An 11,726-nucleotide genomic window follows, 5' to 3' on the forward strand; every position below is an offset into this window, starting at 1 on the left:
CATTAAAATGACCAATATACAATTTATCGCCAAGTCTGTTCCCACAGCAGTCATAAACATTCAAAATACCGTTCAATTATTGCAGGAAGACTGCACGATTCCTTTTATTTCCCGATATCGAAAAGACAAAACCGGAAATTTGGATGAAGTTCAAATTGAACAAATTGCCAAATCACAAAAAGAGTACGAAGTCATTGTAAAGCGAAAAGAAGCAATTTTAAAATCGATTGAAGAGCAAAACGCCTTAACACCTGAATTGGATAAAAAAATCCAACAGAGCTTCGATTTACAAGAATTGGAAGATTTTTATTTACCGTTTAAAAAGAAGAAAAAAACCAAAGCCGACGTCGCTCGCAAAAATGGATTAGAGCCTTTGGCAAAAATCATAATGGCGCAAAACAACGACGATGTTGATTTTATTGCCACGAAATATTTGAACGATAATGTTATAAACGAAGACTTTGCTTTGCAAGGCGCACGCGACATTATCGCCGAATGGATTAACGAAAACAGTTATGTTCGTAAACAGTTGCGTCGTTTGTACGAACGAAAAGCAACCATCACAACCAAGGTCGTAAAAACCAAAAAAGACGAACAAGACGCTCAAAAATTCAATCAATATTTCGATTGGTCAGAGCCTTTGACCAAAGCACCTTCGCATAGATTACTGGCGATGCTCCGTGCCGAAAATGAAGGTTTTATTAAGTTTAAAGTAGAAGTTGACATTGACGAAGCCTACAATATTATTGACGAATTGATTTTAAAAGGTCAAAGTCCCGCAACGCCACACGTACAATTAGCCATTGAAGATAGTTATAAAAGATTACTAAATCCTGCCATTTCAAACGAAGCTTTGCAAGAAGCCAAAGCTAAAGCCGATGCCAATTCGATTCAGGTTTTTGCTAATAATTTGGGACAATTATTGTTGGCGCCACCTTTGGGAGAAAAACGAATTTTAGCAATTGATCCTGGCTTTCGTTCGGGTTGTAAAGTAGTTTGTCTGGACGAAAAAGGCGATTTGCTTTACAACGAAAATATTTATCCGCACGCGCCACAGAACGAAACGGCAATGGCGATGAAAAAAATTCGTTCGATGGTCAATGCCTATCAAATTGATGCGATTTCAATAGGGAACGGAACGGCTTCACGTGAAACCGAATTCTTTATCAAGAAAATTGCTTTCGACAAACCGGTGCAGGTTTTCATTGTTTCAGAAGCGGGAGCATCAGTTTATTCTGCTTCAAAAATTGCGAGAGAGGAATTCCCCAATTTTGATGTGACGGTTCGTGGTTCGGTTTCTATCGGAAGACGATTGTCGGATCCTTTAGCGGAATTGGTAAAAATTGACCCGAAAGCAATAGGAGTGGGGCAGTACCAACACGATGTGGATCAAACCAAACTGAAAGAAGAACTGGATAATACCGTAATTCGTTGCGTGAATTCAGTTGGAATAAACATCAATACGGCGAGCAAACATTTGTTGAGTTACGTGAGTGGAATAGGAGAGAAGCTGGCCGAAAACATTGTGAATTATCGCTCTGAAAATGGTCCGTTTGAAGATAGAAAACAATTGAAAAAAGTCCCTCGATTGGGCGAAAAAGCCTATCAACAAGGAGTGGCTTTTATCCGAATTTCGAATGCGAAAAACCCGTTGGATAATTCTGCCGTGCATCCAGAAGCGTATGCTATTGTGGAGAAAATGGCTAAAGATTTAAAACTATCCGTTAATGATTTGATTGCCAATAAGGAAAAAACAGCTTTGATTAAAGCAGAAAATTATATTACACCCGAAATTGGTTTATTAACCTTAAAAGACATTATCAAAGAGTTAGAAAAACCAGGATTAGACCCAAGAAAATCAGCTAAAGTTTTCGAATTTGACCCGAATGTAAAAACGATTAAAGATTTGAGAACCGGAATGATTTTACCTGGAATTGTCAACAACATTACCAATTTTGGTTGCTTTGTAGATATTGGTTTAAAAGAAAGCGGCTTGGTTCACATTTCCCAACTCAAAGCGGGTTTTGTAAGTGATGTGAATGAAGTAGTTAAATTACACCAACACGTTGCCGTAAAAGTCACAGAGGTAGATGAGGATAGGAAAAGGATTCAATTGACGATGGTTATCTAATTAAGAATCAAAAAAATTGATTAAATTTGAATACTAAATGAATCAATTATGGAAAATTGGCAAAAATACATCAGCATAAATTCAGAGATTAGAAGCGGAAAACCTTGTGTTTCTGGTACTAGAATTACGGTTTCAGATGTCTTATCTTATCTTGCATCAGGAATGTCGATGGAAGAAATTATGGAAGATTTTCCCTCTTTGAATAAAGAAAAAATAATCGCAACACTTTCATTTGCGGCCTACAGAGATAATATGACTAAAATTGCTTTTTCATCGTGAAGTTATTATTAGACGAAAATTTATCTTGGCGAATGATAAAACAACTCACGCCATTTTTTTTAGAAGTTGTTCACGCATCTGAACTAAAAATCATTCAACCTGCCGATGATATTTCTATTTGGAACTATGCCAAGAAAAATGGATTTACAATCATAAGTAAAGACGATGATTTTGAGAAAATTGTACTTTTAAGAAAGGCACCACCCAAGCTAATTTATTTGAAAACATATAATTTAGACACCAAAAAATTAGTCGATTTAATCCTAGAAAATAAAGATAAAATAATAGAGTTTGTTAATTCTAATGAAAACGATATTTTTGAAATTTACTCTATTTAATCTCATTATCAATTATTTATAATAATAGTTACCTTCTATATTATGAAGAAAGAAATAACCATAAATGACTTTTCGTAATATCTCTTTTGGGATGTAGATTTGAATGATTTTGATTTCGAAAAACACAAGTCTCATCTTATACAAAAAGTTTTAGAATATGGATTTATTAAAGATTGGAGATTATTAAAAGAACTTTATGGATTAGAAACTATTAAAGAAGTTTCTTTAAATTTAAGAAGTCTTGATGCTGTTACGCTTTCTTACCTATCTGCTATTTTTAAAATTGACAAAACAGAATTTAGATGTTACAAAAACAGACAGTTGTACCCGAACTTATGGAACTCTTAAACAAAATTATGTCTGAAAAACTATTTTCAGATTTTAATTTAGTCGGAGGAACATCACTAGCTTTGCAAATGGGTCACCGAAACTCTATTGATATTGATTTGTTTGGAAATTCTGAAATTAATTCCGAATTATTTATTGAAAAGCTTTCTGAATTTAGAGAAGTAAAAGTGGCACAAAGCACAAATAACATTTTGATTACAAAAATCAATGATGTTAAAGTTGATTTTGTAAACTATAAATCCATTGCTTTCAGAGTATTTGTTTCTTGAAAACATTAGAATGCTATCTTTTAAAGATATTGCAGCAATGAAGCTAAATGCCATAGCTGGTAGAGGGAGCAAAAAAGATTTTATTGATTTATACTATTTACTTAATGATTTTACTTTAAGACAAATGGTAGCATTTTATAAAGAAAAGTATTTTGATGGTTCAGAATTTATGGTTTTAAAAAGCTTGTCTTATTTTGGGGAAGCCAATGAGCAACCGCAGCCACAAATGATGCAGCTTTCTTTCAACTGGGAAACCTGCAAACAAAAAATAATAGAAGAAGTTTTGAAATTAGAATAGAATTTCAGGACTTTGAAACTCAAAACGCATCATTTTTGGGATAAAACAAAAAAATTCCAAATCCTATAGCATACATCTTGGGATTTGGAATTTCATACCGCAGAATTTTATCAAATTCTTACTTTGTTTCTTCTTCTTTTTTATCAGCTGGTTGATCTTCTTTGGCTGCATTTTTGAATTCTTTGATTCCGCTTCCAAGACCTTTCATTAGTTCTGGAATTTTTTTACCTCCAAAAAGTAACAAAACAACTGCCAATATAACAAGGATTTCTGTAACACCTAATCTTCCCATGATTGAATAATTTATTGCCGAGGCAAATTTGTAATAAAACTAAAAGCAAAGGTATATAGAAATACTTAATATGATTTCATTTCCATTGATTTATTTGGTTTTTAAAGCGTTAAAAAAGCATTAAATTTAATTTTGGCTACCTCAATTTCATAAAACCTCACGTGGTGTATCCACGGGATTAATTATTATATTTGTGACATAAACCCCAAACATGACCCAAAAAAGACTAAAACACAAAGAAATACTGGATAGGTTGTTGATAAAAAATAGGTTAATTATTATCAATGAAGACACTTTTGAAGAACTATTTTCGTTCAAGTTGAACATTATGAGCGTATTTGTTTCGGTGTCTTTGAGCGCTATTTTTTTGATTGCTATCACTACATTTATAATCGCTTTTACGCCTTTGAGAGAGTTTATTCCGGGCTATTCGTCCTCTAAATTGAAACGAGATGCGACGGAATTAGCCTTGAAATCAGATTCGTTGACCTTGGCTTTAAAAAAAAATGAAGCGTATATCAAATCCATTCAAAAAGTCTTGTCGGGGCAATTAGAATATGCCAAGTTCAATAAGGATTCGATTTTGGCCGTTACGGATGATGTTCCTCCTACTGCAAATTTAGCAGCAAGCAAAACCGAATTGGCATTGCGAAATCAAGTGGCAAAAGAAGAAAAAAGGGATTCCAAAAAGCAAATTTTAAAACGAAAATAAATTTTTTTCAGAATCAAATTTCAATAAAATACCCTAATAATGTCAATAAAATCAATTGCTGCCAAATTATTTGCACAAAAAATATACAAGAAAACACAGCTTTGGGCAACCAATCCAATAGCTACACAACAGCGCGTTTTTGAGGATTTGATTCGTCAAGCGAAAAATACCCAGTTTGGAATCGACCATCATTTTGACCAAATAAAAACGGTGCAAGATTTTGCCAATAACGTTCCCATTTGCGATTACGAAGGCTTGAAATCATACATAGATAAAGTGGTAAAAGGCGAGGAGAACATTCTCTGGAAAGGGAAACCACTTTATTTTGCCAAAACTTCGGGGACGACCTCGGGAGCCAAATATATTCCGCTTACAAAAGAATCGATGCCTTTTCATATTGAAGCCGCACGAAACGCCATCCTGCATTATATTCACGAAACAGGAAACGCTGATTTTGTCGATGGGAAAATGATTTTCTTGCAAGGAAGCCCCATTCTAGAAGAAAAAAACGGAATTCAGTTTGGACGTTTGTCGGGAATTGTGGCGCATTTTGTTCCAAAATATTTACAAAAAAACCGAATGCCTTCCTGGGAAACCAATTGCATTGAAGATTGGGAAACCAAAGTGAATGCCATCGTCGGAGAAACTTTTGATCAAAATATGACTGTGATTTCTGGGATTCCGTCTTGGGTGCAAATGTATTTTGAAAAGCTTTCGCAAAAAGGAGGAAAGCCTGTGGGAGAACTATTTAAAAATTTCAATTTGTTTATTTACGGCGGTGTAAATTATGAACCGTATCGCGCCAAATTTGAAAATTTGATTGGACGAAAAGTAAATAGCATCGAATTATTTCCAGCTTCGGAAGGGTTTTTTGCGTACCAAGATTCGCAGCATGAAAAAGGAATGTTACTCTTATTGAATTCAGGAATTTTTTATGAATTTATAAAAAGTGCCGATTTTTATACCCAAAATCCCAAAAGACACACCATAGGCGAGGTAGAATTGGGCGTGAATTACGTCTTGATTATTTCAACCAATGCTGGACTTTGGGGTTATAATATTGGCGATACCGTGCAGTTTACGAGTCTAAAACCGTATCGCATCATTGTTTCGGGAAGAATCAAGCATTATATTTCGGCTTTTGGCGAACACGTCATTGGCAAAGAAGTCGAAAGTGCTTTGCAGGAAGCTACCATTGGAACTGAAATTCGCATTAATGAGTTTACGGTTGCGCCACAAATTAATCCAAATGAAGGCTTGCCGTATCACGAATGGTACATCGAATTTGAGAACGAGCCAGAAAATTTAAAAGCTTTTGCAGAAGCATTGGACAACGCCATGCGCAAACAAAATATATACTACGACGATTTGATTGTGGGCAAAGTGTTGCAAAAAGTAGTAATTGCCAAAGTAGTCAAAAACGGTTTTCAGGACTATATGAAATCCATTGGAAAACTAGGCGGACAAAACAAAATTCCGAGACTTTCTAACGATCGTGGGATTGTGGATTTGCTTGGTAAAAAATAAAAGAATTACATTTGTTTTAGAAATTAAAAACCATGAAAGAAACCAAAAACATATCTCGTTCTAGAGCCCAAGAATCCTCGGCGGCCATTGAAAAAATGTACATTACGATGCGGCATTTGTTCAACCGCGGTTTTTACAAACCAATGGGGGTTTCTGGCGATACCTTGCGGGAAGCATTACTGGCATTACGCCCCGAAATATATGGAAATATTGCCGAAGAAAAAGTAGAACTCAACGGACTTTTGTATGTAATCGAGCGGCTACCCATAGGAATTGAAGAATGTCGATTTATTAATTTAACTTCTGAAGAAGGCTATGCTAAGTCGCATTTTCAAGCCATTGTTCCTCCCAAAAGGCGCAGGAATTGCTACCGAATTGACGAGGAGCAAATGAATGTGGAAATTACCCGTGGCCGATCGGATATTTATGATATTTTGACGCATTTGACTTTTATTTTTATCGAATCGCATAAAATTAAAAATAGAGTTTTACTCGATGATGCTGGCGAAGTTTCTCGCGATTGGTTAAAATTAGAACTCGCTGTTTCCCAAAACAAAAAATTAACTCAAGTAGAAAAGGAGAAGGCCATATCGCATGCTTCGAATATTCTAGGACGCACCTTTGAGGAAGTATTAGATATTTATGATGCTTTTGGATCAACAACGGCACCCGATCGATTTTTGCATGTAGTTTTTTGGCTCGGCAAACTTGCCATGGAGGAAGTAGTCGATAATAATAAAAGAACCATCACCTTTAGCCCTATTTTAAGAGAGCGTTTGGGACACCACATTCATGGAGAAATTTGGGCCAATAACATCAAGGAAGTCTTGAAAGCCAATTTGCTTTTGGATCGTCCCATTCATGTCATTAGCGCCAATATGCACAGTGTGATGAACTCTATTTTTGCCACATCGGTGCTGAAAAACAAGTTCAAGGACAAGTCGGATTTTTTTATTTATGAGGAATTGAGTAAATCCGGTGCCCATGAGTTGCGGAATCAAGTTTTAGCGGTAGCTTTAAAACATGGAATGATCGAATTACCTGACGCATCAGGAACGAATATTGATGTACAAATTTTTGATACTACCAAAATCGATTGGGCCAAAACGGGTTTTCCCGATGCCCAATTCGAGAACCAAAAACCAGTTATAATTGTTATGGATTATGCTTTTGGCGAACAAGCCTATGAAACCATAGACGAGCTTTTGAAACCCTATAAAAAAGATACTTTGCTGCAAGTAGAATCTATTTCGATTATGGGTAAAGCGGGAATTCTAGAAGGAGGAAAAGGCGATATTATGATTCCAAATGCACACATAAATGAGGGAACTGCCGATAATTATTTTTTCGAAAATGAGTTGACAGCTGCTATGTTTACAGGAAACGACATTGCGGTTTTTGCTGGGCCAATGGTAACTGTGCTGGGTACTTCGTTACAAAATAGGGATTTATTAAAGTTCTTTCACGAGTCGACTTGGGGCGTTATTGGACTGGAAATGGAAGGTTCTTATTATCAAAAAGCCATTCAATCCGCGTCCAAAATTAGAAAAAGTGTACCCCATGATGTAAAAGTGAGATATGGGTATTACGCCTCCGATAATCCGTTAGAAACCGGAAGCACATTAGCTTCTGGCGGACTGGGAACATCAGGCGTAAAACCTACTTATTTGATAACTATTAAAATTTTGGAACAAATTTTTAATGTAAAATAAGCCAAAAACAAAACCCCTTTTTTTAGTTTTTAAAAGAACAATTAGAAAAGTGTGCGTTTATTGTTTACTTTGGCTTTTTTTAGAATTAGTTTGTCCATACTCATTTTGGTGCTCTTGCTTTTTGGCGAGTCCAAATTAAAATAAAATATATGAAGAGAATACTTATTACTGGAGCTGCAGGATTTTTAGGATCACATCTTTGTGACCGTTTTATCAAAGAAGGATATTTCGTTATTGGGATGGACAATCTCATCACTGGGGATTTAAAAAATATTGAACACCTATTTAAACTCGAAAATTTTGAGTTTTACCATCATGACATTACCAAGTTTGTGCATGTACCTGGAAATATAGATTACATCCTTCATTTTGCATCGCCTGCAAGTCCTATTGATTATTTAAAAATTCCAATTCAAACCCTGAAAGTGGGTTCTTTGGGAACGCATAATTTATTAGGATTGGCACGAGTAAAAAATGCTCGAATCCTAATTGCTTCGACTTCGGAGGTGTATGGAGATCCTTTGGTACACCCACAAACCGAGGATTATTATGGTAACGTAAACACCATTGGGCCACGAGGCGTATATGATGAAGCCAAACGTTTTCAGGAATCCATAACCATGGCGTATCATACATTTCATGGAGTGGAGACCAGAATTGTCCGTATTTTCAACACGTATGGACCAAGAATGCGTCTTAATGATGGGCGCGTAATTCCTGCTTTTATTGGTCAAGCCATTCGTGGAGAGGATTTAACAATTTTTGGAGATGGGATGCAAACCCGTTCCTTTTGTTACGTAGATGATCAGGTCGAAGGTATTTTTAGATTGTTGCATTCGGATTATGTTTTTCCAGTAAACATTGGTAATCCTGACGAAATTACCATCAAAGATTTTGCCGAAGAAATCATTAGACTTACAGGTACAAATCAAAAAGTGGTATACCATCCGTTGCCTATAAATGATCCTTTGCAACGCCAACCAGACATTACAAAAGCCAAAGAATTACTGGGCTGGGAAGCCAAAGTAGGTCGTGCCGAAGGAATGAAAATTACTTATGATTACTTCAAATCCTTATCAAAAGAAGAACTTTCGAAAGAGGAACACAAAGATTTTTCTAGTTACATCAAATAGTGAGAACCAAAACCGGTAGATATTCAGGCTACATTCGCCCTTTTTCCTATATTATTGATTTAATAATCATTAATGTATTGGCTTTGTATGTCATGCCGTTTCATAACAATCCTATTTATTACGCCTGCTTTGTAAGTCTCGCTTGGTTTATTATTGCTGCCAACCTTGGTTTTTACGAAGTATATCGTTACACCAAGGTGATTGCTATTTTAAATTGTGCGGGCAAACAATGGTTTTTATTTGTGTTTTTTTGCTTGGTTTTGGAGTATTTTTATTCTGAAATTTACAACCAAAAAAGTGTCGTTTTGTTTACGGCTCTCACGCTTTTTTTGGTACTCATAATCAAGCTTTTTATCTATTTTTTCTTAAGACAATTTAGAGTTTTGTTTGGAGGAAATTCCAGAAGTGTAGTACTTTTAGGAAACACTAAAAACACCAATCCGCTCGAACATTTTTTTTTAGAAAATCCTGATTATGGCTATAATTTAGTCAAAGTATTCCCATTAGAAGACCAAAAAGAAAAACAAATCGATTCGTGCCTTTCTTTCGTTTTATCCTATGGTGCCGATGAAATTTATTGCGCCACAGCCGATTTATCCGAGAGTCAAATTACCGCTATTATTGATTTTGCCGATAATAATTTGAAAACCTTAAAATTCATTCCTAACGAAAAACAAATCCTTTCTCGCAACGAAAAATTCGAATATTACGACTATATTCCCATTGTTTCCTTGCGGAATATTTTGCAGGACGAAACTTTGAATAAAATTATAAAAAGGATTTTTGATTTTCTGTTTTCGTTGGGAGTTATTGTTTTTTTGCTGTCATGGTTGATGCCTATTTTGGCCATTATTATCAAATGGGAATCCAAAGGACCGTTGTTTTTTATTCAAAAAAGAAACGGACTCAACTACAAGGAGTTCAATTGTTATAAATTTCGATCTATGGAAATTAACGACAACGCCGATGTGCAAATTGCCTCCAAAAACGATGACCGAATTACCAAAGTTGGGAAATTTATTCGCAAAACCAGTATTGATGAATTGCCACAGTTTTTTAATGTTTTATGGGGCGATATGTCCGTAGTTGGGCCAAGACCACACATGGTGAGCGTGACAAATTTATATGCGTTGCAGGTCGATAAGTTTATGGTACGCCATTTTGTAAAACCTGGGATCACGGGATTGGCACAAACCAAAGGATTTAGAGGCGAAGTAGAAACCGACGAAGACATTATAAACCGAGTGAAATATGATATTTTTTATATGGAAAATTGGTCTATTTTGTTAGATATAAAAATCATTTTCAATACGATTGTCAACATTATAACGGGCGACGAAAAAGCATATTAATATGAACAACGAACTCGTTTCCATAATTATTCCCTCGTATAACTCCGAAAAATTTATTCTGGAAACCATTCAATCTGTTCAAAATCAAACCTATATAAACTGGGAAATCATTCTTATTGACGATTGCTCAACGGATGCAACAGTGACTCTTATCAAAGAGAAAGCCGCTATTGATGCTAGAATTCATTGGCAACAATTAGAAAAAAATTCAGGTACAGGAGTCGCTAGAAACTTGGGATTAAGCCAAGCAAAAGGGCGTTATATTGCCTTTCTTGATGCCGATGATCTTTGGAAACCAGAAAAATTAGAAAAGCAACTTCAATTTCTTCAAAAAAACAAACTGCCGTTTACATTTTCTTTTTACGAATGTATGAACGAGCAAGGAATTTCTCTTGGTAAAAGGGTAGAAGCCCCCTTAAAACTCACTTATCGACAGTTGTTTTATTGCAATTATGTAGGGAATTTGACAGGGATTTATGATGTGAATTTTTTTGGAAAAATAGCCATTTCTTCTATCAGGAAACGGCAAGATTGGATGTTGTGGTTGACTATTTTGAACAAAATAAAAACTGCACAACCGGTTTCTGAAAGCTTGGCAATTTATAGAATACGAGAAAACTCTATTTCGGCGTCTAAAGTGGATTTGTTACAACACAATTTTGCCGTTTACAGGCAATTTCATGGGTATAATACACTCGTTTCATTGTATTACATGACTGGATTTCTTTTTACTCAATTAGTGATAAAAAGACGGTATATCAAGGGTATTTAGGATTAATATGCTTTGAATTATTTTTTATAACCAATTTTTACTCTTTCGCTTTCGTTTTCTTTTTTCTCATTCAATTCATCCAAATACGAGAAAACCAATTCGATATTTTTATCCTGATTTTCAAGTTTTTTTTGGATTTTAATAATATCAATTTTTATTTCGGTGGTGTCTAAAAGCAGTTGTCTTACTTTGGTAAAAATGCGCATAATTGCAATATTAACGTGGATAGCTTTGTCGCTTTTCAAGACACTTGACAACATCAAAACACCGTGTTCGGTGAAAGCGTAAGGTAATTTTCTAGTTCCGCCCCAACTTGATGTCGCAATTTGCGACTTCAAGTTTAAAAATTCATTTTCAGATAGTTGAAACATAAAATCAGTTGGAAATCGGGATACGTTTCTTTTTACTTGTTCGTTTAGTCTTCGTGTTTCAATATCATACAGTTTGGATAAGTCAACATCAAGCATCACTTTTTGATTACGAATAAAATAAATCTTGTCAGCAATAGTTTCTTCAGAAAGAATTGAATGGTCGCTCATGAGTTTTTAAATTAAAAAAACTAA

The 11,726-nt window shown here is 35.2% G+C and carries 13 protein-coding genes and 1 pseudogene; 12 read left to right on the forward strand and 2 right to left on the reverse strand.

What is annotated here, in order from left to right; translation table 11 throughout:
* The first annotated feature begins 7 nt into the window (after positions 1 to 7).
* The 6 genes and pseudogenes from FNW21_RS06550 (at position 8) to FNW21_RS16675 (ending at position 3,663) form a co-directional block, all read left to right on the forward strand.
* On the forward strand, positions 8 to 2,131 hold the full coding sequence (locus tag FNW21_RS06550; RefSeq protein ID WP_144255944.1) for a Tex family protein: 2,124 nt from the start codon (positions 8 to 10) through the stop codon (positions 2,129 to 2,131).
* 48 nt (positions 2,132 to 2,179) lie between these two features.
* Complete coding sequence (locus FNW21_RS06555) at positions 2,180 to 2,410, forward strand: DUF433 domain-containing protein (RefSeq protein WP_144255945.1); 231 nt, start codon at positions 2,180 to 2,182, stop codon at positions 2,408 to 2,410.
* A complete protein-coding gene (locus FNW21_RS06560) occupies positions 2,407 to 2,748 on the forward strand; it encodes a DUF5615 family PIN-like protein (RefSeq protein WP_144255946.1) in 342 nt (113 codons plus the stop codon). Before FNW21_RS06555 ends, FNW21_RS06560 begins: the two co-directional genes overlap by 4 nt.
* A 93-nt stretch (positions 2,749 to 2,841) precedes the next feature.
* A pseudogene (locus FNW21_RS16775) lies at positions 2,842 to 3,096 on the forward strand (DUF6922 domain-containing protein); the annotation flags it as partial.
* On the forward strand, positions 3,051 to 3,365 hold the full coding sequence (locus tag FNW21_RS16670) for a nucleotidyl transferase AbiEii/AbiGii toxin family protein (RefSeq protein ID WP_144255947.1): 315 nt from the start codon (positions 3,051 to 3,053) through the stop codon (positions 3,363 to 3,365). The pseudogene FNW21_RS16775 and the gene FNW21_RS16670, both read left to right, overlap by 46 nt.
* 10 nt (positions 3,366 to 3,375) lie before the next feature.
* A complete protein-coding gene (locus FNW21_RS16675; protein ID WP_144255948.1) occupies positions 3,376 to 3,663 on the forward strand; it encodes a nucleotidyl transferase AbiEii/AbiGii toxin family protein in 288 nt (95 codons plus the stop codon).
* Between the two features lie 118 nt (positions 3,664 to 3,781).
* Here FNW21_RS16675 and tatA read toward each other — a convergent pair whose 3' ends face one another.
* A complete protein-coding gene (gene tatA, locus FNW21_RS06580) occupies positions 3,782 to 3,955 on the reverse strand; it encodes a twin-arginine translocase TatA/TatE family subunit (RefSeq protein ID WP_144255949.1) in 174 nt (57 codons plus the stop codon).
* 211 nt (positions 3,956 to 4,166) lie between these two features.
* On the opposite strand from tatA, the gene FNW21_RS06585 reads away from it, so the two are divergent.
* From FNW21_RS06585 to FNW21_RS06610, 6 genes are all read left to right on the forward strand, one after another.
* Positions 4,167 to 4,667 carry a peptidase gene (locus FNW21_RS06585; RefSeq protein ID WP_144255950.1) on the forward strand — a complete coding sequence of 167 codons (501 nt, stop codon included), beginning with the start codon at positions 4,167 to 4,169 and terminating at the stop codon, positions 4,665 to 4,667.
* Positions 4,668 to 4,706: 39 nt separating this feature from the next.
* Complete coding sequence (locus FNW21_RS06590) at positions 4,707 to 6,194, forward strand: GH3 family domain-containing protein (RefSeq protein ID WP_144255951.1); 1,488 nt, start codon at positions 4,707 to 4,709, stop codon at positions 6,192 to 6,194.
* A 32-nt stretch (positions 6,195 to 6,226) separates the two neighbouring features.
* Positions 6,227 to 7,906, forward strand: coding sequence for a DUF6909 family protein (locus FNW21_RS06595; RefSeq protein WP_144255952.1), 1,680 nt, complete (start codon positions 6,227 to 6,229; stop codon positions 7,904 to 7,906).
* Between the two features lie 149 nt (positions 7,907 to 8,055).
* Positions 8,056 to 9,039 carry a UDP-glucuronic acid decarboxylase family protein gene (locus FNW21_RS06600; protein ID WP_144255953.1) on the forward strand — a complete coding sequence of 328 codons (984 nt, stop codon included), beginning with the start codon at positions 8,056 to 8,058 and terminating at the stop codon, positions 9,037 to 9,039.
* Positions 9,039 to 10,391: an exopolysaccharide biosynthesis polyprenyl glycosylphosphotransferase gene (locus FNW21_RS06605; protein ID WP_144255954.1), complete on the forward strand. Its 1,353-nt coding sequence runs from the start codon at positions 9,039 to 9,041 to the stop codon at positions 10,389 to 10,391. The genes FNW21_RS06600 and FNW21_RS06605 overlap by 1 nt, the downstream gene beginning before the upstream one ends.
* A gap of 1 nt (position 10,392) precedes the next feature.
* Complete coding sequence (locus tag FNW21_RS06610) at positions 10,393 to 11,163, forward strand: glycosyltransferase family 2 protein (protein ID WP_144255955.1); 771 nt, start codon at positions 10,393 to 10,395, stop codon at positions 11,161 to 11,163.
* Between the two features lie 17 nt (positions 11,164 to 11,180).
* Here FNW21_RS06610 and FNW21_RS06615 read toward each other — a convergent pair whose 3' ends face one another.
* Positions 11,181 to 11,702, reverse strand: a complete 522-nt coding sequence (locus tag FNW21_RS06615; protein ID WP_144255956.1) for an ORF6N domain-containing protein — start codon at positions 11,700 to 11,702, stop codon at positions 11,181 to 11,183.
* Between the last annotated feature and the right edge of the window lie 24 nt (positions 11,703 to 11,726).

The organism is Flavobacterium restrictum (assembly GCF_007097245.1).
GTDB lineage: Bacteria > Bacteroidota > Bacteroidia > Flavobacteriales > Flavobacteriaceae > Flavobacterium > Flavobacterium restrictum.

Excerpts from the sequence above, each read along its gene's own strand:
- FNW21_RS06550 (WP_144255944.1), top strand. The coding sequence starts at position 8 with ATGACCAATATACAATTTATCGCCAAGTCTGTTCCCACAGCAGTCATA.
- FNW21_RS06555 (WP_144255945.1), top strand. The coding sequence starts at position 2,180 with ATGGAAAATTGGCAAAAATACATCAGCATAAATTCAGAGATTAGAAGC.
- FNW21_RS16670 (WP_144255947.1), top strand. The coding sequence starts at position 3,051 with ATGTTACAAAAACAGACAGTTGTACCCGAACTTATGGAACTCTTAAAC.
- FNW21_RS16675 (WP_144255948.1), top strand. The coding sequence starts at position 3,376 with ATGCTATCTTTTAAAGATATTGCAGCAATGAAGCTAAATGCCATAGCT.
- tatA (WP_144255949.1), bottom strand. The coding sequence starts at position 3,955 with ATGGGAAGATTAGGTGTTACAGAAATCCTTGTTATATTGGCAGTTGTT.
- FNW21_RS06585 (WP_144255950.1), top strand. The coding sequence starts at position 4,167 with ATGACCCAAAAAAGACTAAAACACAAAGAAATACTGGATAGGTTGTTG.
- FNW21_RS06590 (WP_144255951.1), top strand. The coding sequence starts at position 4,707 with ATGTCAATAAAATCAATTGCTGCCAAATTATTTGCACAAAAAATATAC.
- FNW21_RS06595 (WP_144255952.1), top strand. The coding sequence starts at position 6,227 with ATGAAAGAAACCAAAAACATATCTCGTTCTAGAGCCCAAGAATCCTCG.
- FNW21_RS06600 (WP_144255953.1), top strand. The coding sequence starts at position 8,056 with ATGAAGAGAATACTTATTACTGGAGCTGCAGGATTTTTAGGATCACAT.
- FNW21_RS06610 (WP_144255955.1), top strand. The coding sequence starts at position 10,393 with ATGAACAACGAACTCGTTTCCATAATTATTCCCTCGTATAACTCCGAA.
- FNW21_RS06615 (WP_144255956.1), bottom strand. The coding sequence starts at position 11,702 with ATGAGCGACCATTCAATTCTTTCTGAAGAAACTATTGCTGACAAGATT.